At 38.7% G+C, this 20,716-nt stretch carries 25 protein-coding genes and 2 tRNA genes; 9 read left to right on the top strand and 18 right to left on the bottom strand.

Annotation, left to right across the window (positions count from 1 at the left end):
- Positions 1-44 precede the first annotated feature (44 nt).
- The 3 genes from PESP_RS00220 (at position 45) to PESP_RS00230 (ending at position 1,296) form a co-directional block, all read left to right on the top strand.
- Positions 45-683, top strand: a complete 639-nt coding sequence (locus PESP_RS00220) for a DUF4178 domain-containing protein (protein WP_089346251.1) — start codon at positions 45-47, stop codon at positions 681-683.
- A complete protein-coding gene (locus PESP_RS00225; protein WP_089346252.1) occupies positions 680-1,000 on the top strand; it encodes a hypothetical protein in 321 nt (106 codons plus the stop codon). The genes PESP_RS00220 and PESP_RS00225 overlap by 4 nt, the downstream gene beginning before the upstream one ends.
- 110 nt (positions 1,001-1,110) lie before the next feature.
- Entirely contained in the window at positions 1,111-1,296 is a 186-nt protein-coding gene (locus PESP_RS00230; protein ID WP_089346253.1) for a hypothetical protein, read from the top strand.
- Positions 1,297-1,324: 28 nt separating this feature from the next.
- Here the strand turns inward: PESP_RS00230 and PESP_RS00235 are convergent, their stop codons facing one another.
- The 5 genes from PESP_RS00235 to PESP_RS00255 form a co-directional block, all read right to left on the bottom strand.
- The gene (locus PESP_RS00235; protein ID WP_089346254.1) at positions 1,325-1,729 is read right to left on the bottom strand and encodes a hypothetical protein; all 405 of its coding nucleotides are present in this window, start codon (positions 1,727-1,729) and stop codon (positions 1,325-1,327) included.
- Between the two features lie 10 nt (positions 1,730-1,739).
- Positions 1,740-2,255: a hypothetical protein gene (locus PESP_RS00240; protein ID WP_089346255.1), complete on the bottom strand. Its 516-nt coding sequence runs from the start codon at positions 2,253-2,255 to the stop codon at positions 1,740-1,742.
- Positions 2,256-2,363: 108 nt separating this feature from the next.
- Positions 2,364-3,740: a class II fumarate hydratase gene (locus PESP_RS00245; protein ID WP_089346256.1), complete on the bottom strand. Its 1,377-nt coding sequence runs from the start codon at positions 3,738-3,740 to the stop codon at positions 2,364-2,366.
- A gap of 10 nt (positions 3,741-3,750) precedes the next feature.
- On the bottom strand, positions 3,751-4,116 hold the full coding sequence (locus PESP_RS00250) for a hypothetical protein (protein ID WP_245852113.1): 366 nt from the start codon (positions 4,114-4,116) through the stop codon (positions 3,751-3,753).
- Positions 4,117-4,217: 101 nt separating this feature from the next.
- Positions 4,218-4,403 carry a hypothetical protein gene (locus tag PESP_RS00255; protein ID WP_089346257.1) on the bottom strand — a complete coding sequence of 62 codons (186 nt, stop codon included), beginning with the start codon at positions 4,401-4,403 and terminating at the stop codon, positions 4,218-4,220.
- Between the two features lie 197 nt (positions 4,404-4,600).
- Here PESP_RS00255 and PESP_RS00260 point away from each other — a divergent pair, with 197 nt between their 5' ends.
- The gene (locus PESP_RS00260; RefSeq protein WP_089346258.1) at positions 4,601-5,191 is read left to right on the top strand and encodes a DUF938 domain-containing protein; all 591 of its coding nucleotides are present in this window, start codon (positions 4,601-4,603) and stop codon (positions 5,189-5,191) included.
- On the opposite strand, the gene PESP_RS00265 is transcribed toward PESP_RS00260, so the two are convergent.
- From PESP_RS00265 to PESP_RS20415, 6 genes are all read right to left on the bottom strand, one after another.
- Positions 5,168-6,307: a GNAT family N-acetyltransferase gene (locus tag PESP_RS00265; protein ID WP_089346259.1), complete on the bottom strand. Its 1,140-nt coding sequence runs from the start codon at positions 6,305-6,307 to the stop codon at positions 5,168-5,170. The genes PESP_RS00260 and PESP_RS00265 overlap by 24 nt on opposite strands.
- A gap of 83 nt (positions 6,308-6,390) precedes the next feature.
- Positions 6,391-9,111: an ATP-binding protein gene (locus PESP_RS00270; RefSeq protein WP_089346260.1), complete on the bottom strand. Its 2,721-nt coding sequence runs from the start codon at positions 9,109-9,111 to the stop codon at positions 6,391-6,393.
- A gap of 150 nt (positions 9,112-9,261) precedes the next feature.
- Complete coding sequence (locus tag PESP_RS00275) at positions 9,262-9,753, bottom strand: RNA-binding protein (RefSeq protein WP_089346261.1); 492 nt, start codon at positions 9,751-9,753, stop codon at positions 9,262-9,264.
- A gap of 261 nt (positions 9,754-10,014) precedes the next feature.
- Positions 10,015-10,107: transfer RNA gene (locus tag PESP_RS00280), tRNA-Ser, on the bottom strand.
- 54 nt (positions 10,108-10,161) lie between these two features.
- Positions 10,162-10,252 (bottom strand) — tRNA-Ser (locus tag PESP_RS00285).
- Positions 10,253-10,471: 219 nt separating this feature from the next.
- Positions 10,472-10,612, bottom strand: coding sequence for a hypothetical protein (locus PESP_RS20415; RefSeq protein WP_164504398.1), 141 nt, complete (start codon positions 10,610-10,612; stop codon positions 10,472-10,474).
- Positions 10,613-10,938: 326 nt separating this feature from the next.
- On the opposite strand from PESP_RS20415, the gene PESP_RS00290 reads away from it, so the two are divergent.
- Positions 10,939-11,811, top strand: a complete 873-nt coding sequence (locus PESP_RS00290) for a diacylglycerol/lipid kinase family protein (protein WP_089346262.1) — start codon at positions 10,939-10,941, stop codon at positions 11,809-11,811.
- A 36-nt stretch (positions 11,812-11,847) separates the two neighbouring features.
- Here PESP_RS00290 and PESP_RS00295 read toward each other — a convergent pair whose 3' ends face one another.
- Positions 11,848-12,777, bottom strand: a complete 930-nt coding sequence (locus tag PESP_RS00295) for a DMT family transporter (protein ID WP_089346263.1) — start codon at positions 12,775-12,777, stop codon at positions 11,848-11,850.
- A gap of 104 nt (positions 12,778-12,881) precedes the next feature.
- Between PESP_RS00295 and PESP_RS00300 the strand changes: the two genes are divergently transcribed.
- Positions 12,882-14,321 (top strand): aminotransferase-like domain-containing protein, encoded by a 1,440-nt coding sequence (locus tag PESP_RS00300; RefSeq protein ID WP_089346264.1) that lies wholly within the window; start codon positions 12,882-12,884, stop codon positions 14,319-14,321.
- A gap of 52 nt (positions 14,322-14,373) precedes the next feature.
- Here PESP_RS00300 and PESP_RS00305 read toward each other — a convergent pair whose 3' ends face one another.
- Positions 14,374-15,168 carry a YggN family protein gene (locus tag PESP_RS00305; RefSeq protein ID WP_089349059.1) on the bottom strand — a complete coding sequence of 265 codons (795 nt, stop codon included), beginning with the start codon at positions 15,166-15,168 and terminating at the stop codon, positions 14,374-14,376.
- Positions 15,169-15,538: 370 nt separating this feature from the next.
- Between PESP_RS00305 and PESP_RS00310 the strand changes: the two genes are divergently transcribed.
- Positions 15,539-15,724, top strand: a complete 186-nt coding sequence (locus PESP_RS00310; protein ID WP_004589020.1) for a PA3496 family putative envelope integrity protein — start codon at positions 15,539-15,541, stop codon at positions 15,722-15,724.
- Positions 15,725-15,832: 108 nt separating this feature from the next.
- Here PESP_RS00310 and PESP_RS00315 read toward each other — a convergent pair whose 3' ends face one another.
- Entirely contained in the window at positions 15,833-16,324 is a 492-nt protein-coding gene (locus tag PESP_RS00315) for a glutathione peroxidase (protein WP_089346265.1), read from the bottom strand.
- A gap of 204 nt (positions 16,325-16,528) precedes the next feature.
- On the opposite strand from PESP_RS00315, the gene PESP_RS00320 reads away from it, so the two are divergent.
- Complete coding sequence (locus PESP_RS00320) at positions 16,529-17,287, top strand: IS5 family transposase (RefSeq protein WP_089346266.1); 759 nt, start codon at positions 16,529-16,531, stop codon at positions 17,285-17,287.
- A 305-nt stretch (positions 17,288-17,592) separates the two neighbouring features.
- Here PESP_RS00320 and PESP_RS00325 read toward each other — a convergent pair whose 3' ends face one another.
- Positions 17,593-17,892, bottom strand: coding sequence for an AzlD domain-containing protein (locus PESP_RS00325; protein WP_089346267.1), 300 nt, complete (start codon positions 17,890-17,892; stop codon positions 17,593-17,595).
- Positions 17,889-18,593, bottom strand: a complete 705-nt coding sequence (locus tag PESP_RS00330) for an AzlC family ABC transporter permease (protein WP_089346268.1) — start codon at positions 18,591-18,593, stop codon at positions 17,889-17,891. Before PESP_RS00330 ends, PESP_RS00325 begins: the two co-directional genes overlap by 4 nt.
- Positions 18,594-18,762: 169 nt before the next feature.
- Here PESP_RS00330 and PESP_RS00335 point away from each other — a divergent pair, with 169 nt between their 5' ends.
- Entirely contained in the window at positions 18,763-19,416 is a 654-nt protein-coding gene (locus tag PESP_RS00335) for a cytochrome b/b6 domain-containing protein (protein ID WP_089346269.1), read from the top strand.
- Between the two features lie 66 nt (positions 19,417-19,482).
- Here PESP_RS00335 and PESP_RS00340 read toward each other — a convergent pair whose 3' ends face one another.
- A complete protein-coding gene (locus tag PESP_RS00340; protein WP_089346270.1) occupies positions 19,483-19,935 on the bottom strand; it encodes a c-type cytochrome in 453 nt (150 codons plus the stop codon).
- A gap of 93 nt (positions 19,936-20,028) precedes the next feature.
- Positions 20,029-20,499: a DUF2721 domain-containing protein gene (locus PESP_RS00345; RefSeq protein WP_089346271.1), complete on the bottom strand. Its 471-nt coding sequence runs from the start codon at positions 20,497-20,499 to the stop codon at positions 20,029-20,031.
- Positions 20,500-20,716: the final 217 nt, after the last annotated feature.

Genomic DNA, 20,716 nt, shown 5'->3' on the forward strand with positions numbered 1-20,716 from the left:
TTAAGCTTAGCTTAGTTACCTTTTTTGCTTAGGGATGCCTCATTATGTTTAATTTTTTCAAATCTAAAAAAGAACCAGAACGTCAGCTTAATCATGCGAGCGAGCTTAAAAAAGGCGATATGTTTACCGTTATAGATTCGTTTGCTTACCCGTCGTGGTTAAAAGGGCAAAGCTTGCGTGTTATTGATATTCAAACATATCAGTACCAGCACAGTAGCGACACTGAGTTTGTACTAGAGACGAACAGCGGACAGGTTGTATTTTTACAAATTGAGCAAGATGATGGTGAGCAGTTTGCTAACTTTTCAATAAAAATTCAGCGTGATGAAGTAGAGCAAATATTTGGATTAGATGACTTTGCGCGTATTTTTGATGAAGAATCACTAACTAATATTCAAGTACAAAACACACCCGAGCGTTTTACACAGTTTTTAGCTAAAAGCTATCAACAAACTGAATCGCCATACGTGTGTTACTTTCATAATAAAGACTTTCGTGGTCAGTCATTACCGCGCTATGAGCAAGAAGGTGGTGAGCCATGTGAAATGATTTGCTTAGCATCGCCTGACGAAGGGCATGGTTTAAATATCGAAATATGGGATGGTGGCGAAACAGAGGTTTCACTAACGCTTACGCGTCCAATAACCGATATCGTCGATTTATTTCCAGGAGATGCGAAGTGAGTGATGCTAAAGATAAGTGGTTACGGCAAGAACAAGCTGTGCGGGCCACGCAAATGGCATTTGATTTAAGTAGCGAAGTGCAAAAGTCGATAAAAAAACAAGCCATCGATCAAGAGCTCACACCTTCAGACATGATCCGTAAAATTTTAGGTCTTGATGTAAAGTCTAAAAAAACGCGTCAGCGTTTGTCGTTTAATTTAAATGACGAAGAAATAGCGCAACTAGCCACGCGGTTTGATGTACCAAGCGATGATAAACGAGCGGTAAAGCAACAAGTGGCAGAGTTATTAATTGCTCATACTAAGAAAGCTAAATAGGTTGGCGTTTTATTATATGAGTAAAAGTATTAACTAGTTAAAAGCAGTGCTTTTGCGTTCTTTGTATTAAGCCCTTACACTAAGAGCAACAATAATAAAGAAGTACTGTTTTGAATATAATACTGATCACCCACCTAATTATTTTTGCCTTATTTGGCACGGCTGCTAGCTACTTTGTGCGCTTTATTTATGCGTACTGGGTAAAACAAGAAATGCCAATGAAATACATTGTTAAAGCAGGTATTTGCGTGGTGCTAGTCGTGATTATTTCAGCGTTAATTCCGTTATTAAATTAACGCTCTGTTGTACTGATTAACCGTATCGCTATTTTATATCAAACGATTGGCATTGCTGGTTAATACACAGCGATTGCACTTCAAGTACTGGCGAACAATCGGTTAGGCCTTGTGCTTTGTTTTTTGCCTTTTGCTCGTCGGTGATTTGCTGGGCTACTTGTTCGGCTCGTTCTTGCGAGGTGTTAAGTGTAGAGTAAACAACATATTTACTTGGCCCACCACATGCGCGTGCCCCTACCTCTAAAACCTTACATTGAAAGCTTGCAGTACAGCTGTTATCGCTAACAATACTATTTAACTCACTGTTTAAGCCTGATAAATCCGTTTGCTGATTATTGTTTGAAGCTGGCGTGCTAGCACATCCACTAAGTAATAAAATACTGGTGGCTAAACTGGCAATAGATAGCTTAATTGCTGATGGCAAACAACTCATAATGTTATCCTTAAAATACACTTACCGCTGAGCCTTCAAGTTTAACACATTTATTTTCAACACACTGCGTGCTTGGTGTGGTTAAATGCTGACAAATACTCATCATTTCATTCTGTGCGTTGTAGTTGCTTTCAAGGGCTGTGATTTTTTTACTTAATGTCAAAACGTCAGCATCATTAGCGGTTTTAGTTGAGTAAACAACAAAGCTACTAGGGCCGCCGCACGCACGGCTACCCACAGGAGTAACTTTGCACTGTTCGTTAGTATCACACTGATTATTAGCAACAAGTGAATTTAATTCGGCTTTAACTGATTTTATATCCTCTACAGATACGCTTTTTGAGTCAGTTTTTGTAAGCGATTGCACAGTATCTTTGGTGTGTGCTTTTTTATTCTCAGGCAGCGCTGTTGCTTGTGGTACTTCTTTTAATTGATTTTCCGTGGTTTGCTTTTCATTGTTTGATGCTGTTTCTAGGCATGCAGTTAAACAAAGAGGAAGAAGTAGAGCTAATAGTGGAGTACGCATAACAAACCTTGATAGTGATGAATTATTCATCACTATCATACACGGTGCATTTTTAACGGCAATAAAAACTATAATATCAAGTAATTAAAGCCGTTATTTGGTTTGCTTTTATAAACCGCCTTGGGTGAGTTTTGTTGGGTTTAATAGCTTTTCGAGCTCTTCGCGCGGTAAATCGGTTGCTTGCTCTGCTACATCAATAATAGGGCGAGCTTCTTTGTAAGCTTGCTTAGCTATTTTTGCGGCTTTTTCGTAACCGATTACCGGATTAAGCGCTGTTACTAAAATTGGGTTTTTAGCTAATACTTTATCTATATTGCTTTGGTTTACTTTAAAGCTGGCAATGGCTTTATCTGCAAGTGCTTGGGCGCTATTAGCAAGTAGCTCAATACTTTGTAAAATATTATGCGCAATAACAGGCAACATAACGTTAAGCTCAAAATTACCGGCTTGGCCAGCAACAGTAATTGTTGCATCGTTTCCGATTACTTGAGCGCTAACCATGGCTGCCGCTTCTGGGATCACCGGGTTTACTTTACCAGGCATAATAGATGAGCCAGGCTGTAGTGCTTCAAGCTCTATTTCGCCAAGTCCTGCAAGTGGGCCTGAGTTCATCCAGCGTAGGTCGTTGGCTATTTTCATTTGTGCTACAGCAAGTACTTTTAACTGCCCCGATAGCGCGACTATGGCATCTTGTGAGCCAATATTGTAAAAAAAGTTACTGCTTGGTTTAAAGCCAATACCTACATTAGCGCTTAAGTTTTTAGCAAACTGACTCGCAAACTCTGGGTCAGCGTTAATGCCTGTGCCTACAGCTGTACCGCCTTGCGCAAGCTCGCACACGCGCTCAAGAGTATGGCGAATGCCAGAGGCTGCATGGTTTACTTGCGATTGCCATGCGCTGAGGGTTTGCTCAAACGTAACAGGCATTGCATCCATTAAGTGTGTGCGGCCAGTTTTTACTATTGCGCCAACTTCTGATTTTTTTTGCTCTAAACTTTGCGAAAGTTTTTCAAGTGATGGTAGTAGCTCATACACCACATTTATAGCGCTACTCAGGGCAATTGCCGTAGGTACAACATCATTGGAGCTTTGCCCCATATTTACATCGTCATTGGGGTGTATTGGTTCATCGCCAATACGGCTAGCAAGGGTTGCTATTACTTCATTGGCGTTCATGTTTGAACTGGTGCCTGAGCCTGTTTGAAAAATATCGACTGGAAAGTGTTCGTAATGCTGCCCATCAATAATTTGTTGGCAAGCTTGTTCAATTGCATCAGCTTTACTTTTACTTAAGTGGTTTAGTTCGTAATTACTTTGTGCGGCAGCTTGTTTTATATAAGCAAGGGCGGTTATAAACTGTTTTGGCATGGCCAGGCCACTAATGGCAAAGTTATTCACTGCACGTTGTGTTTGTGCTTGGTAAAGCGCATCGGTTGGGACTTTAAGTTCGCCCATGCTGTCTGATTCGGTTCTAAATTTGCTCATAATTGACTCCTTAAAAAGGGTTGAATTCGTGACTGAGTACGCGAGCTTCGCGCTCTAGTGTTAAAAATTTACCGGTATCGTTATGTGCATAATAAAAGCGTTTTAATGCCAATAGAGGCTTATAAAGCTGCTCTAAACATTGTTTTCTAATGGCATTATGAATAAGAGGGTCGCACATTTTATTGATAATTTCATGGTGAGTGCGTAATAAATATAGTTCTTGAAGTAGAGGATTACGTTGTTTTTCAAAGCTTTTTGCAACGTTTAAGGCGGTTTCTATGTACTGTGCAACAACCATAGGCGCATGAAGCCCTGGGCGTAAGCAGTTACAAGCAAGTTCATGATGATAAGGCTGTAATGCCTGATATGGAGACATAAAAAAACCGACTCAAGTTAACGATAATAGTTATCATTACATTTAATCGGTTTCAGTGTAAATAGTTATTATAAAAATTATTTACGGCTTTAAATTTAATATCAATTGTAGCCAAGAATGAATATTTGATCCGTTTCATGTTTTTTTAGCGCCTGTTGATTTTGGTTACAGTGAGAAAGTAAGTCGATTACAGTGGCTCTACTATCACAGGTGCTACTTGGCTTTTCGATGTTTTTTTCGGTTACCGAGACAACAGCGTCTACGGCGGTATACGGGGGAGTATGCATAATTTTATCCTCTTAATTAAATTATTAGCTAACCCTAAAGGTCAATATTATTAAAGCATAATACATACCATTGTATTAAGTTGACGCTAATGCACTGAATTACTGCGTGTTTATTTAAATTGAGTGAAACTTTAATTGTCTTGCATCATTTTTTTGCGTTAATGTTGTGCAATAAATTTCAATTATGGTGCACGGTGATGATCAAACCTTTCTCTCAAGCATGTGAAAACAATAAGGGACCTATTTTAGAGGTACTTAAAGCTGTTTTTAAAAATACGCAATCTGTACTTGAGGTTGGCTCTGGTACGGGGCAGCACAGTGTGTTTTTTGCCAAGAAGTTACCTCACTTGCAGTGGTATACCAGCGACAGAGCAATTAACCATGAAGGTATAAGTTTGTGGCACAATGAGGCGAATCTCAGTAATTTGCATGCACCGCTAGAACTTGATTTAAACTATACGTGGCCAATTAATAAAGTAGATGCCATTTTTACGGCTAATACGTTTCATATAGTAAGCTGGGAATTGGTAGAGGCGTTTTTTAAAGGCGTTGCCACGCATTTAGAAAGCCAAGGTGTAGTGTGTATTTACGGCCCTTTCAAATACCAAGGGCAATTTACCAGCGCTAGTAATAATGAGTTTAATCAATTTTTAACTGAGCGAGACCCTCACAGTGGCATTCGCGATTTTGAGGCGGTGGAGTTATTAGCTAAACAGGCAGGGCTTGTGCTTATTAGCGATACAGCTATGCCTGCCAATAACCAGTTACTCGTTTTTAAACGGCAGTAACTCAGCACACTGATCTTTATAGATATGAATGTGTTGGCGTTCTTTTTTAAGGTAATCACTAATAGCATTACTAAAGTCGCCTTCAACGATGTGGTGAGCAGAGTAGGTAAGTACGGGCTCAAACCCGCGCGCTATTTTATGCTCGCCTTGAGCCCCTGAGTGAAAGCAGCTTAAATTATGCTTTATCGCAAACTCAATACCTTGGTAATAACACAGCTCAAAATGCAGTGAATCTACCTCTTCGTTTGCGCCCCAGTATCGCCCGTAAAGTGTGCTTTCACCAATTAAACTAAGTGTTGCTGCTATTACTTTATCGTCTTTTTTGGCGAGCATAATAACGAGCTGTTCGCTCATTAGCGCATGTAACAGTATAAAAAACTCCATATTTAAATACCCTAAATGCCCAGAGCGTTTTAAATAAGTACGCTGATAAAATTCGCAAAATAACTGCATGGTTTCGGGCGTTATTTGCGAGCCTTTAAGCCATTCAATAGTTATGTTTTGCTGAGCTATTTTAGCGCGTTCTTTTTTAAGTGTTTTTCGTTTTCGCGCAGTGAGGGTTTGTAAAAAGTCATCAAAGGTTTTAAAGCCTTTATTAAACCACTGAAATTGCACACCCACTCTTTGCATTACTTGATCTGTACAAAGTGAATCTACCTGTGCTTGGTCACAAAAATTTATATGCCAGCCAGACCAACCTTGCTCAATACTGTGTGTGTTTAGCTGATCTTTTATGTAGTGATATACCAAGTTGTGATCGTTATGCTCTATAGCAATTCGTTTACCTTCAATAGGGCTAAAAGGTACACCACTTAGCCACTTAGGGTAATAGGCAAGTCCATGTTGTTCGTATGCTTCTGCCCATGCCCAGTCAAATACATATTCGCCATACGAGTGGCTTTTTAAATAACCGGGCGCAAGCGCTATAAGCTTACTGTTTTCGTAAATGGCTAAATGGTGAGGCTGCCAACCGGTTTGCTCGTTTACACATTGGCTTTGCTCTAAAGCATATAAAAATGCATGGCGTGTAAAGGGCTCATTGCCAAATAAACGAGTCCATTCATTAGCGTCTATTTGGTTAATATTATTAAACCATTGGTGGGTAAAAGTTGCCATTACTGCTTACCTTGGGCTGCTTTAAGGAGGAGGTGCACCTTAAATATTTAAGGTGCTAAAATTTTATGCTTAATTAAGTGGTGCTAGTGTGCATCATCTTCAACATACAAAGCTAAGCATTCGGTTAGCTTAACTAGTTCAAGCGGTTTTGCAAGGTGCTCATTAAAGCCAACAGCTTGTGCGTGAGCTTTGTCTTCAGGCATTACATCGGCTGTAAGCGCAATAATAGGAAGCTCTAGTTTATTTTTAAATTGCCTAATTAAAGCGGTTGCGCGGTAACCATCCATTATTGGCATTTGGCAGTCCATTAAAATTAAGTCAAAGCTTTGTGCTTTTGCAGCTTCTACCGCGGCTTCACCGTTTTCTACAATATGCGCAATAATGCCTAGTGAGCCAAGCATGGCTTTAATCACCATTTGGTTTACTGGGTTATCTTCTGCAACTAATACTTTTAAGGCTGCAAGCTTAGTACCTGAATACACTAAAGCCGCGCTTTCTTGAACGGAGGCTGCAGTAAAAGGCACATTAAACGAAAAGGTAGAGCCTACATTAGGTTCACTTTTTAATGTGACTTTTCCGCCCATTAGTTTACTTAGCTCTTTTACAACAGTTAATCCTAGGCCTGTGCCACCATAACGCCTTGAGGTAGAGTCATCGGCTTGTGTAAAGGCGCTAAATAACTTTCCTTGTTGAGAAGGTTCAATGCCAATACCTGTATCGGTTACCGTAACAGTTATTTGTACATTTTCTGCATTGATAAACTCGCCATTAAAGGAAACGGTAACTTCACCCTTATCTGTAAACTTAATCGCGTTGCTGCACAAGTTAAATACCACTTGCTCAAATCGCATTGGGTCGCCCATATACCAAGTATCAACCGGCAGGTGGCTATTTACTTGCCAGTTAATTCCTTTATTTAACGCGCTAGTTTCAAACATTGTATTAATGCGTTTAATAATGACCTGTAGGTCAAAGGCGGTGTTTTCTAATTTAAGCTTATGCGACTCTATTTTAGAAATATCGAGTATGTCGTTTATGAGGCTAAGTAAACTTTTGGACGAAGAATTTATTTTATCTAAATAACCTATGAGTGTTTGGGCGTTGTCTTCCTTACGAGCTAGCGATGAAAAACCAATAACTGCGTTTAATGGGGTGCGTATCTCATGGCTCATATTAGCTAAAAAGCGACTTTTAGCCAGATTAGCTAAATCTGATTGCTTTTTGGCTTGAGCAAGTGAGTGTGTGCGCTCTGCGACTTTACGGGTAAGCGCGATTTGCTGTTGGTTAAATAGTAACAGTACAATTAAAATTAATGCGCACACTGCAACCTGTAATGCCATAAGAAACAACGTTAGTTGGTTATTATGTGGTGCTAAAAATTTCTCTTTTAGGGCAAGAGATACATTCCACGTTTGCCCCCCAAAACTTAGTTTCAAGGGCATAATGCGGCTACCGTGAGCCATATCGAGGTCTTTGGCATAATTGCTATAAAAAGCGGGCTTATTTACGTCTTCATATAGCGCAATCGAAAACATTTCAGATTGCTGCTCATTAATTGCCTGCTCAATAATACTACGCACCAAAAATACACCTGTAGCATAACCTTCAATAATTGTTTTTTGTTGCTCTTGTTTATAAACAGGCGCAAATAATAAGTAGGCGGGTTCTGGTGTGGTTGTTTGCACCAACTGAATTATTTTAGTACTTACTGGTTGGTATTTTATTGAAGGGTCGGTTAATGACGCTTTTCTGTCAGGGTTCGAGTAAACGTTAAATCCGACCGCTTTTTGATTACCGTTAAAAGGAGCAATATATTTAACAATGACCATAGGGTCATCTGCTTCCAATGGTTCGCCCACTACTTCAAAGTCTAAGTGGTATATATTGGCAACCTCTTGTGTAAACGATTCGCGCTCAGACTGCTCAATTTTTTTGTTCCACGAAAGCGCTTTTATAAAGAAATGCTGTGCTAATAGCTCGCTGGCATAAGCGTAAAAGTCTTGTTGGTTTAAATTAGGGTTCGATTGAACTTGGCTTGCTAAGCTTTGAACTGCAATTAGGCTTTGGTTAATGTAGCGATATAAGCTGTTTTCTATAATATGGCTTTCGCGTTCTGCTATTTTAAAAGTATGTTGTCTGTTCTCTCGGTCATATAGTTGTGTAGTAAGCGCGACAGATACAAACAAAATGCTACATACAGCCAATGTAGGTAAAGGGGTAATGGCATGATTTTGCTCTTTTAGTGGTAATAAAATTAATAAAAATGGTGTGGCAATAATTACACCTAACGAGTCTCCTAACCACCAATAGATAACATTTTGCCAATGATCTTCAATTGCATATGCAGGGTTGAACTGACTGAGTGCAAACACACCAAAGTTTGCTGAAATTAAGCAAACACCAACCCCAACAATCAAAATAAAGTAAATAATGCTCGCGCGCTTTTTAAAGCGCAGCGGGTGCCCTAACCAGTATCTTAGTAAACCAGCTCCTACCATGGCCTGAAGTACTATGCCTATAGCAATGTACATAGCTTGATTAAATGTGCTACCAACAAGCACCATATCGTGAGCGGTACTATCAAAAATATTAAAATTAAACGCAAAGGCAGCTATAAATAAAGCGGGTATAAAACGCCACCACCATATAAAGCAGCCAACTAGGGCAATACCCGCAGGGATCCATACCGGAATAATTTGAGAGTTAAAGGCGAGCTTAGTAAGTGAAATACCAATTAAAAAGTACGCTAAAGAAAAAATTATGTAAAAGATAACTGAATGATATTTTGAGTTAAAAATTTTCACATAGCTCCCTGACTTTTTAAAAGTGCGTAATTTTAAATATCAGTATAGCGAACAGTAAGTTATTTGCGGTATTTTTTATAAGTGTAATTTTAAGAGGTAAGAAAAAGCTATTTAAAGAGGTATAAATAGCGGTTCTGCTTGGTGTACTTATTACGGCTGTGAGCTAAGTTGCCTTTTTTGTTGCTGTAAAATATCTATCTGTTGCTGAACAGCAGAAATTAAGCCGTTATAGCGATTTTGAATTGCAGCTGTTTTTGTTGCGATAGCATCAGCTATAGATTCAGCGCCCATACGATTAGCCTGATCTTGGTTAACATAACTCGCTTGTTGTGTTGCGTGAGCTAAATCTTCTTTATAATTTTTTATTGAGAGCTGGTGGCGCTTAATTTCGCGCTCAATTTTTTGTATCTCTATATAGTTATCAACTGAAGATGTACCAGGTAGCGATGCAGCTGAGCCATTGTTACTTTGTTTGTCGGCTATAAGTGGTTGCTTGAGCTTAATTACTTCTGCATTTTTTGCGCAAGGAGTTTGGCTAAAGGTAGCAATGCCCTTAATTGTGCACTTGTATACGGTGATGTCTTCAGCGGCCTGCGTGTTAAACGACAATAAACACGCAAGTGCTACAAATGAGCGGATCATAATTAAACTTATTTTAGTCTAAACCTAGGCTAATAATGCCGCAACTAACGAGGCGGTTCAATGTGTTTTAAAGTGAACAAAGAATTAGCTTAACTATTTACACTATAAGTATGAGTTAATTTTGGTGTGGTAGATATTTTATACCTAGGCTAAGGGCACACTACTTCTAAGCCAATTGAGGATGCTCACCCTCCTTGGGTACATCGGTTTTTAAATTTCAGGCATAAAAAAACCGCAATTAAGCGGTTTCTAAATTAGAAATGGTGGAGAAGGAGGGATTCGAACCCTCGATAGAGCTACAAACTCTATACTCCCTTAGCAGGGGAGCTCCTTCGGCCACTCGGACACCTCTCCAACGCATAACAGATTGTATTAATGGTAATAAACTCACACCATTAATTTAAATAGTGGTGGAGAGATAGGGATTTGAACCCTAGATAGGCTACAAACCTATGCCGGTTTTCAAGACCGGTGCATTCGACCACTCTGCCATCTCTCCGTGACGCAGAATAATACTTAGGTGATACCGTCGTGTAAATAGCAAATAAACTGTTTGCTTAAAAAGTAGGCGTAATTGAGGTTTTTTTTGTAAATATAGGGGAATTAGGCAGATTTAAACTAAAAATAAAGCAGTGGCAGTAAATTTAGGGAGCTAAAGAAGTGCTTTCAATAGTGTTTTATTTTTACTGCCTTTGCAAAGTATTCAAAACTTACATGACTATTTGTATTGAGCAGCGCTATTAAGCGCTAATCTTTTACCCATGCGATTTAATTTAGCAAGCATTTTAGCTTTACGGTTAGTTGGTTTAACGCTCACGTGAGAGGCTGCATTTTGGTTTAGGGTATTTATAGGGTTCATCTTTTTGCTCCAAGGTAAATGTGTTTAAAACGCGAGCATTTTGCATGTTATTTGTCTAAAAATAAAACAATATAAATTGAGTCTTAGCTATTAGTTATTTTTATCCGAAATTATAATTTTTAGTTTTAGCTAAATTTATAAAATGTGAGATATGCATAATTATTTAATAGTACTTTTTATGCTAAACCTTATTTTTATTGGTTTTAGCCTTTATTTAAATGAAACTTTTAAATTTATAATCGTTTATGTGACTAGTTATTCAGATTAAATATTTTTAACTAACTTTAAATTTATGGCTTTAGGTTGGCTATTTAGGGAGATATTACTTGCAGTTGTTAATAATTGTTAAACCTAGCGTAAAAAAACAAGCAGTAAAGCATGTTAATTGGCTAAAAAAAATCTGTAAAATTAAAAATATCGAATGTAAAACAATTAAAACGACAGGTAATTTTGAATACGACCTTTCAAAAATTAAAGTGTCTGCGCTAAACAGTCAAATTGCGGTTGCGATTGGAGGTGATGGCACCATTAATTTAGCTGTAAATGGTTTAATGCAAAGCCGTTGTAGTTTAGCAATATTGCCTTGTGGCACAGGAAACGACTTTGCGCGTGGTTTTAATTGCACAGCTAAACAGTGGCAGGACGCTGTTTTTAATGCACCTGCGCAGCAAATAGATATAGGTTTAGTTAATACGCGTTATTTTATAAACATTGCGGGTGTGGGCTTTGATGCGCATGTAATCAATAAATTAAGTTGCGTACAAAACTTATCAGCTTGGCTCTACAGCTGGACAAGTTTTAAGGCGCTTTTTAAATACCAAGCCAGTACGTTAGAAGGTGTGTTTTTAAATAAAACGTATACATATAAAAATTTAATTACTGTATTTGCCAATCATCAATACTTTGGTGGTGGCTTAAAAATAGCGCCTAAAGCTAAAATTGATGATGGTTTATTAGAGTGCTACCAAATGCCGGCAGGTAACTTATTTAATAACCTTGCTAGCTTTATTAAATTAATTTTTAAGCGCCACCACGCAATAAGTACATTAACCTACAGCCAATTAGATACAGCACATATTAAAACACCAAACTTAATTATTGAGGCTGACGGAGAGCTAGTTGGTGTGACGCCGGCCTTAGTTACGATTAAAAAACACGCGTTAGCTTTTCATAAGCCAATAAAAAAGCGCCTACAGTAGGGTAGGCGCTTTTGTGTTAGTGCGTTAAAAACGCCTCTAACTGGGGATGGAGCCATTTTTAGCGATTAAACGGTTTGCTAAATAGGCGTTAATTCTTTTTGTTGGGGTAAGTACAATGGCATTACCTAGTAACACTAAGCTAAAACCGGCAAAGGTATTTGCATGCCACTCAAAGCCTTCAAAAAAACTACTTAGGGTTACGGCTACGAGTGGAAATAACACAATGGCGTAGCTTGCTTTTTCAGGCCCTATATTTTTAAGTAGCGCAAAGTAGCAGCCAAAGGCAATAACAGTTCCAAATACCGATAAATAAAGTAATGAAAGCCAGTAGCTAGTAGGTGCATTAAAGCTTACGGTTATATCGTTTAGTAGCACATAAATAGCCAAACCTAATGCGCTATATAACATGCCCCAAGCGTTACCTTGTACAACACCAATTTGTTGATTGGAGTTACGAACGCTAATCATGTTGCCCAATGAAGCCACAAAGGTACCGCCAAGGGCAAGTAGTAACCCGACCAACGCACCATTACTCAAGTCGAATTGCTGTAAATGAGGCCAAAACAAACAAATAATACCCAAAACACCCATTAAAGCGCCGCCGTATATTCGTTTCGCAATTGGCTTACCAAAAAACAAACGAGTATTTACTATGTTCATTATTAGCAACATTGAAAATGCGATAGAGGCCATTGCTGAAGAGAGATAATTTTGCGCCCAATATAGTAATAAATAATTTAAGCCAAAGTTAGATGCAGCCAGCAAAACAAAAAAGCCATGGTCGAGTAATGTAAATCGCATATCGGGCTTTTTAATCGCAACAAATAACCACATAAATGCTGCGGCTATGGCAAAACGATAAAATAATGATAGCTCAACAGCTATGTCGCCTAGCTGAAAAGAAATAGCGAGCCAAGTAGAGCCCCAAATTAAAACGGTGGTGAGATATAGCGCTGCGCTTTTCATGGCAAACCTCTAAAAATAGATTAAGTGGTTATTTTAAAGTCTATCTGTATACTTACCATATACAGAAAAGTATAAATGTAACCTGTACAGATTTAAGGTGTGTTATGCAGCAAACAGTAACCAAGCAAAAGGCCGAATTTTTATATCAGCAAGTTATTGAGCTAATTAAAGATATGCAAGCGCAGCAAGTATTGCTCCCAGGTGAAAAGCTACCGTCGCTGCGTAAAATGGCAGATAATTTAAATATAAGTATTCCTACGGTTAAGCAGGCGTATCAGGCACTTGAAGATCAGGGGTTAGTAGAGGCACGTGAAAAATCGGGCTATTTTTTAAAGGTAATAAATACCGCTTACAGTTTGCCAAAGCGCGTAAAGCTAAGCCGTGAGCCCGTTACTGTAAATAAACAAGAATTAATAGAACAAGTTTACAGTGCCATACATCAGCCCAATATAATCCCTTTTGGTATTGCAAACCCTGTTGCTGCCGCACCCACCGATAAAGCATTAGCGCGAACGATGCGCCGAGTAATGACAATTGCAGGCTCAAGCGTTATAAATTACGGCCCAATAGATGGTTTTGCGCCATTAAAAAAGCAGCTAGTGCATCGGTATTTAGGGTTTGGCATAGGAGTAAACATAGACGAGCTTGTAATTACCAACGGAGCACAAGAAGCGCTGGCGATAGCACTTAAATGTGTAACTAAGCCTGGTGATATAGTGGCAATAGAAACTCCGTGTTACCACGGCATTATTGAGCTAATTGAAAGCTTGGGTTTAAAAGCGCTAGAGGTGCCGCTGTGTCCAGATAACGGTATTTGGTTAAACGATTTAGCGCATGCACTTGAGCAACACGATATAAAAGCGTGTTTATTCTCTACGGCTATAAATAACCCAGTTGGCAGCTTCATGAGTAATGACAGTCGCCAGCAAATGGTTGATCTTATTGAGTCTCACAATGTTGTGCTTATTGAGGATGATGTTTATGGCGATCTGCATTTTACCCCTAAGCGTGGCACACCCGCACTCGCTTACTCAAAAAAAGGGTTAGTAATAAGTTGTGCGTCGTTTTCAAAAACGGCAGCACCCAGTTATCGAATAGGATGGTTAATAGCTGGCAAATTTGCAGGGCAGGCACGTAGGCATAAACGCGCTTTAAGCTGTTCAGCCTCGCTTATAAATCAATGGACGTTATCTGAATTTATAGCCAGCGGAGAATACGACCGGAATTTAAAAGTGCTGAGACAACGTTTACGTAATAATAAAGAGCGCATGCGTTGGTGCTTGTTAAACGCCATGCCTGCCAATACCCGTATTAGTGATCCTAAAGGTGGGTGTGTTATTTGGCTCGACTTTGGACAAGGTGTAGATAGCCAAAAACTCTTTTTACTCGCTCTTGAGGCTGGAATAAGCATAACGCCTGGGCTTATATTTTCAGCCAGTAATAAGTATAAAAGCTGTATTAGATTAAGTTATGGTGTGCAATGGAGCGATGAAATTGAACAGGCTATTACTCAATTAGGCGTACTTGCCCATAACTTAAAATAAAAAAGCAGCACAGTAAGTGCTGCCAAAGGGATGTTAAATATAGTGCTGTGTATCAGTTTTGTTTAATGGTAAATAGCTCATAGCCTTTTAACTGAGGTAATTGTGCTACTAATTGTTGCTCTTGCTGGGCAATATCGGCAAAGTTATCACACAAGGCGTGAGCACGTTGTTCAAGCTTATTTGCATGTAACTCTACTTTTTCTTCTATTTGTTCACCCATGTTTTCCATGCGCTGCTCAAATGCATCCATATCGCCACCCGAACCCATTAATTCAGACCCTAGCGCAACTAAAATGCTGCCCATAGACTGCATAACGGCAGACTCAACAACAGTTTCTATTTGTTGTTCGAACTGCTGCTCAAAGTTTTCGCCAAATTGATCAAAACTCTGCTGGCCCATAACAAATGTACCTTGTTGGTAAAATGTATTTTCTACTTCAACTTTTATGCCGTCCATTAGGCCTGATAAATCATTGAGGCCATCAATATTAAATGCGTTTGCCACTTCCTCTAGCGCTACGCCTGCTATTTTTACCCCGTCTAAGGCAATATTAGCGACTTCGGGTAATTGTGTACGTAAAGTGTCTGAGTATTGGGTAAGGGCCTGGCGCTGTTCGCTATTAATTGAAACTTCTTCGCCATTTACAGTTAAATTACCGTTGTTGTTAAAACGCATAAATTGATTAGATGCAGTGAAAATTTCTAACTCGCTAGGCTTAATGCGCACGTCGTTTTTAAATTCTACATTACACTGTTCATTACTAAACGAAATGCCAGAATCATTATCGTTATGTGCCATTGCAGCCGGTGTACAAATTAAAGCGCTCACTAAAAGTAATTTTTTCATGTTTTTCTCGAATAATTGTTGATGACAGGTATGTATTAACAAGTTTGGTGCCATTATTTTATTTTGTTAAATTACAAATGCTTATGGTTTTTGGTTGCGTGCGTAATTTAATAATTAAGCTAATTTTTAGTCAAATTTACTAAATATAAATAAATGATAAATTATATTTGTCGATACGATAAAAAACTCTCACTTCCCACTTTCTTAATTTAGCGCTATTTATTCACAATACTGACATGAAGGCTATTTACGATAGTCACGTGGCTTTATTTTGGCGCTTATTTATACCTAAATTAGTGCTGAACATTTTTAATTTCACCAACGACAGCAAATAACCTGAGTTGGTCTCAAACACTTTATGGAGTGGGTTGTGGGTAAAACATTTAGTTACGATGCGCTAGATGATGATTTTGTTGAAGACGAGTACGAAATGGTCGGGCGTAATCAGCATGATAAAAAAAAGCAAAAGGTAAAAAAGAAGCTTGAAGATTACCTTGAGCAAAAACGTTTGCGTAAAAATCTAGGCGAAGACGACTTAAACGATTACATAGACTAAATTGTGCTAGTAAAAATAACGCGCCACTATGAGGGCTTTAATGTGCTTTTAAGCATGTTAAAAAGCTAAATAATGGCAATAAAGGGGCTATTTGCCTCTTTATTACTTTTAAGCGCTTAATTTATTGAGTGCTTTTTGAATGGTGGTTTCTAGCTTTTCTGGTTTAGTAAAAGGGGCATAACGCTTTATAGGTGTGCCATCGCCCGCAATTAAAAACTTAGTGAAGTTCCACTTTATTTTTCGGGTTAAAAACCCAGGTAGTGCAGACTTTAAGTATCTAAATACTGGGTGTGCGTGCTCGCCATTAACGTCTACCTTAGCGGCCATTAAAAAGCTCACACCAAAGTTAATTAAGCACCCTTGTTGTATTTGTCTCGCGTCGCCCGGCTCTTGTTTGCCAAATTGATTACACGGAAAACCAATAATAACCAAACCACTTTGCGCGTATTTAGTATGTAGCGCTTGTAGTGATTCATATTGTTTTGTAAATCCACATTCACTCGCTGTGTTAACGATAAGCACAACCTTACCTTCAAAATCACTAAAGTTAATTGGTTTACCTTGTAAGGAGGTAGCGCTTAATTGATGAAATTCATGCATGATAGAGGCTTTTTTATTATTGTTAGCAACATTCTACCCGTTGTAGGGTATTACTAAAAGCCTAATTATTAACCTGGTTATTGCTGTTAGTAATTGCAGTGCTACTAGGGCGTGTTGATCTTTGTTGAAAAAGTAAACGGCATAGCAACAAGGTATAATTGGTTTCGCCAAAAATCAAACATACCACCGAGAACGGATGTTGCTATGCCAAGAACAATGTTAACAGATAAACGCTGGTTAAAGCTCAAAGAATTAATGCTCAATAGTGGTCGAGTTTATAATAAATTTGACCACCGAATGACGCTAGAAGGTATTTTGTATCGAATGCGCACAGGAATTCCTTGGCGAGATTTACCACCACACTTTGGGCTTTGGAGTACTGTGTTTAGGCGCTTTAACTTATGGTCTAAGAAAGGCATTTTAAATACTATTTTTAAACATTTAGCCCTCATCACTGATTCTGAATGGCTATTCATTGATGGCAGTATTGTGCGAGCACATCAACATAGTAGTGGTGCAAAGAGCGACAAAGATGAGTCGATAGGTAAAAGTCGGGGTGGCTTTTCAACTAAGATTCATCTGGCCGTTGATAGCTATGGATACCCAGTACACTTTGAATTAACAGGTGGTCAGCGAAATGACTTTGTTATGGCAGAAAGCCTAATAAAACATTCGCCTAAAAGTGACTATGTGATTGCTGATAAGGGCTACGATAGCCAATCAATTCGTGACTATGTAACTGAGCATGGAAGTGAGCCACTAATCCCTCGGCGTAAAGATAACACCAAGAAAAACAATGATATGGATTGGGATCTATACAAGTATCGACACTTAGTTGAAAATGCGTTTGCACGAATAAAGCACTTCAGAGCAGTATCAACTCGGTACGATAAATTAGAAAGGAACTATGCATCAATGGTTTCATTAGCATTCGCTATTATGTGGTTATCGATGCATACCTGACTAAAATACAAACAAAGATCAACAACCCCTAGGGCGTGTTGACCTTTGTGGATTGAAATTTGTTCAATCTAGGGGCGATCTAATCGCGGCGCGAGGTTTGTAACCTAGTGGGCTAAGTAAAAACCGAGCAACAAAGAGTTAATCGTCCCTAGAAAGGATCCAAAGGGCAGCGCATGTTTGGCATTTATGCTGCGTTATCGCCTATTTATGGGGAATAACCACACTTCATAAGCTCTGTCTTGCCTAAAAACCAAACAAACTGCTGTAAAATCAACCACTAAAGGTTAGCACGCCCTAAGCTAGCTTTAATTTAAAATTAAAAACAGCCCCATACTAGCAAGTGTTGTGTAATAAATATTATGTGTTTTATAAGCAACTATAATGGCCACAATGGCTGCGCTTAAATAAGGGTTATGCCAATTTAAGTTGATACTGCCTTCATTTAAAAAAATAATCGGCACCCATATAGCTGTTAGCACCGCTGGTGCGCTAAAACTTAAAAACTGTTGCATTTTAGGGCCAACTTTAAAGCCAAGACGTTGATGTAAAAATAAATAACGAGTAAAAAAGGTGATACAGGCCATCAATAGTATAGTTAACATCATACTGAGTGCTCCTGCTTATTTGTTGCTCTTGCAGTAAAATAACCAGAGGTCATAGCAAGCAGTGCTGCACATACAAGCCAAAGCTCAAAGCCGGTACTTTTTAGCAATGTAGCACTTACCCCAGCCACGATAACGGTAACAAGTGAGGCAATATTTTTTATACCCGGCACAACTAACGCAATAAACGTAGCGGCAATAGCAAAGTCGAGCCCTAAATTGGTTAAATCAGGCAATACGCTACCTGCAACTATGCCAATCAGAGTCCAAAGATTCCACGCTATATAAAAACTAAAGCCCGCACTGAGTGCATAAATTAATCGTGGTGTGGTTTTATACGCTTTACGGTGATGAGAAAACGCAAATAGCTCATCGGTAAGTACAAAGCTAATAGGTAACCGCCACCTTAATGGCTGGTTAATAACTTTATGGCGCACAGCTAAACCATATAAAAAATGCCGAGAGCTAATAATAAATGTGGTAAATAAAATGGTTAATAATGGGGTGTTACCCGCCATAAGCTCTATAGCAACTAATTGGGCTGAACCTGCAAACACAAGTAAAGACATTGCTTGTGTTTCAAAAGCACTAAAACCATTTTGAATAGCTAAAGAGCCACATAAAATTCCCCAAGGTACGACCGCTAAGCAAAGCGGAAGCATATCAAAAAAGCCTTTTAAAACTGCGCGTTTAGTTATATTCATTTATACATAGGTGTTAAAAATGTGTGTGTTTAGTGTGCCATAAATACTGCATTATGTAATATCATTAATGCAGTGGTAGTAAAACTTTGGAATAATAGCTTTTAGTATCGTCAAGTCATTGAAAGAGCATGCTGAGTGTTGTTTTAAAAAGCGTAAATTGAGGAATTGTATGGCAAATATAAAAGTATGGGATGGCTTTATAAGAAGCTTTCATTGGTTGTTGGTGATTAATATTGCTGTACTGTATTTTAGCATTGAAGAGGGCATGATTGAGCTACATTTTGTAGCTGGTTTTTTTGCCATTGCGTTACTTGCGACACGTTTAATATGGGGTGTAATAGGAAGCCGAACGGCAAAACTAAGTGCGCTGTTTCATTCCCCAAAAGAAGTATTTAAAGAGTTTAAAAGCCCAAGTAAAAATATAGGGCACTCCGCACCTGGCAGTTATATGGTGTTATTGTTTTTTACCCTCATTATTATTCAATTAGTTACAGGGCTTATGAGTAGCGATGGAATTTTAACTGACGGACCGTTAGTTGAATATGTATCGAGTGATACAGTTGATTTTGCCAATTGGCTGCACCACCTAAACTTTGATATTTTGTTTTATGCAATTTGTCTGCATGTGGCTGCTATTTTAGTGTATAAAATTAAAGGTAAGCCGTTGGTAAAAGCAATGATCACCGGTAAACAGTCGCACCATGAGAGCACAAACCAAGTTAACACTAAATCACCTTGGTTAGCGTGGATTGTTTTTTTCGCTCTTTTGGCACTACTCGCCGTAACCTGGGGTGAAGAGCCACTTAGCTATTTGTTAAGTTAAGTATGCTGAAAAATAAAAACGGCGCTTAAATAAGCGCCGTTTTTGTAACTATTAAAATTAAAGGTATTAGTCTTTAAATTGCTTATGGCAATCTTTACAACCTTTGGCCCATGCACCAAACGCTTTACCAATTACAGCTTTGTCACCCGATTGCGCAGCTAGCGCTAGCTTATCGGCATTAGCAGCAAAGGCATTGGCTTTTTTAACGAAAGTTGCGTTGTCAGCCCATACGTCAGCAAGTGCTGCAGTATCACCTTTATCAGTACCTTCGTAAAACGCTTCCCATGGCATTTTAGACAGCGCAGCTGCATTGTTAGCGCGCATTTTAAACTGCTCAGCATCAAAAGGTACTTTACCTTTTAGCATTGCGCCCATGTCGCTAATTTGTACTGAAAGCATAGAGAATGCAGATTGACGGTATTCAATAGCATCGCCGGGCTCTTTAAATGCAGTATTAGCAGATACGCTAAGTGTACATGCTGCGAAAGCAGCCCCAGCTAAAATTTGTTTTAATTTCATGTTTGTTAATCTCTGTAATTTATTTCTCGACTACTGCTTTTGTATCTTAGCCACTGCTTTTATTCAAGCGAATACGGTAAAATTAATCAAAAGTTAATCGTTTGAATCTATATCTGCAAATATCATCCCTCGGCGCATACTGCGGGTTGCCAAAAAGACCTCGCCAAGTAACGACATAAAACCACATATTAATAAAGCCATGGCAGCAACAAAACAGCTTGCAATAGTTACCCCTAAATTAATAGATTGAATATGGGACAAAAACAGCAGCATAACTACAGCGCATACAAGTAAGGCGCTTAGCACACTCATACTAAAAGCGATATGAATGCAGCGAGAGCGCTTTAACAGTGCCCTTAACTCAGTAGCAAGCGACTTATTAAAATCTTCATCGATACTTATTTTTAGCTTTCGCTCAAGCTGGCGAGCTCGGTCAGTGATGCGGGCTAAACGGTTTGACAAAACACCTAAGGTGGCGGCAATACCGGTAATTAAAAATACGGGGGCAACGGCTGTTTGAATAACTTTGGCCATGGTTAAAATGTTTATAACGTCGTTATTCATGAGTTTTCCATAGAAAATCGGGTTTGGTTTACAGTTGTTTACAAATGCAAATTTAAATAAAAGTCTTTTAAATACATAACCCTACGATTTTATAAGGGCTTTAATATCTCTAGTTGTAAATTACTTGTAATCCCACTGTTGCTAGCATAGGTGCTGAAGTTTTATATTAAAATTGCAATTCTAACAATGTTGAATTGAGTAATTACAATAATATAAA

Origin of the sequence: Pseudoalteromonas espejiana DSM 9414 (assembly GCF_002221525.1) — a bacterium.
In the GTDB taxonomy this organism is placed as follows: domain Bacteria; phylum Pseudomonadota; class Gammaproteobacteria; order Enterobacterales; family Alteromonadaceae; genus Pseudoalteromonas; species Pseudoalteromonas espejiana.

What these genes read in the sequence shown, in the direction of transcription:
- PESP_RS00315 (WP_089346265.1), bottom strand. Translation starts at nt 16,324, where the DNA reads ATGCATGAATTTCATCAATTAAGCGCTACCTCCTTACAAGGTAAACCA.
- PESP_RS00245 (WP_089346256.1), bottom strand. Translation starts at nt 3,740, where the DNA reads ATGAGCAAATTTAGAACCGAATCAGACAGCATGGGCGAACTTAAAGTC.
- PESP_RS00250 (WP_245852113.1), bottom strand. Translation starts at nt 4,116, where the DNA reads ATGTCTCCATATCAGGCATTACAGCCTTATCATCATGAACTTGCTTGT.
- PESP_RS00340 (WP_089346270.1), bottom strand. Translation starts at nt 19,935, where the DNA reads ATGAAATTAAAACAAATTTTAGCTGGGGCTGCTTTCGCAGCATGTACA.
- PESP_RS00275 (WP_089346261.1), bottom strand. Translation starts at nt 9,753, where the DNA reads ATGATCCGCTCATTTGTAGCACTTGCGTGTTTATTGTCGTTTAACACG.
- PESP_RS00235 (WP_089346254.1), bottom strand. Translation starts at nt 1,729, where the DNA reads ATGAGTTGTTTGCCATCAGCAATTAAGCTATCTATTGCCAGTTTAGCC.
- PESP_RS00330 (WP_089346268.1), bottom strand. Translation starts at nt 18,593, where the DNA reads ATGAATATAACTAAACGCGCAGTTTTAAAAGGCTTTTTTGATATGCTT.
- PESP_RS00325 (WP_089346267.1), bottom strand. Translation starts at nt 17,892, where the DNA reads ATGATGTTAACTATACTATTGATGGCCTGTATCACCTTTTTTACTCGT.
- PESP_RS00345 (WP_089346271.1), bottom strand. Translation starts at nt 20,499, where the DNA reads ATGAATAACGACGTTATAAACATTTTAACCATGGCCAAAGTTATTCAA.
- PESP_RS00305 (WP_089349059.1), bottom strand. Translation starts at nt 15,168, where the DNA reads ATGAAAAAATTACTTTTAGTGAGCGCTTTAATTTGTACACCGGCTGCA.
- PESP_RS00335 (WP_089346269.1), top strand. Translation starts at nt 18,763, where the DNA reads ATGGCAAATATAAAAGTATGGGATGGCTTTATAAGAAGCTTTCATTGG.
- PESP_RS00255 (WP_089346257.1), bottom strand. Translation starts at nt 4,403, where the DNA reads ATGCATACTCCCCCGTATACCGCCGTAGACGCTGTTGTCTCGGTAACC.
- PESP_RS00220 (WP_089346251.1), top strand. Translation starts at nt 45, where the DNA reads ATGTTTAATTTTTTCAAATCTAAAAAAGAACCAGAACGTCAGCTTAAT.
- PESP_RS00260 (WP_089346258.1), top strand. Translation starts at nt 4,601, where the DNA reads ATGATCAAACCTTTCTCTCAAGCATGTGAAAACAATAAGGGACCTATT.
- PESP_RS00320 (WP_089346266.1), top strand. Translation starts at nt 16,529, where the DNA reads ATGCCAAGAACAATGTTAACAGATAAACGCTGGTTAAAGCTCAAAGAA.
- PESP_RS00265 (WP_089346259.1), bottom strand. Translation starts at nt 6,307, where the DNA reads ATGGCAACTTTTACCCACCAATGGTTTAATAATATTAACCAAATAGAC.
- PESP_RS20415 (WP_164504398.1), bottom strand. Translation starts at nt 10,612, where the DNA reads ATGAACCCTATAAATACCCTAAACCAAAATGCAGCCTCTCACGTGAGC.
- PESP_RS00240 (WP_089346255.1), bottom strand. Translation starts at nt 2,255, where the DNA reads ATGCGTACTCCACTATTAGCTCTACTTCTTCCTCTTTGTTTAACTGCA.
- PESP_RS00295 (WP_089346263.1), bottom strand. Translation starts at nt 12,777, where the DNA reads ATGAAAAGCGCAGCGCTATATCTCACCACCGTTTTAATTTGGGGCTCT.
- PESP_RS00300 (WP_089346264.1), top strand. Translation starts at nt 12,882, where the DNA reads ATGCAGCAAACAGTAACCAAGCAAAAGGCCGAATTTTTATATCAGCAA.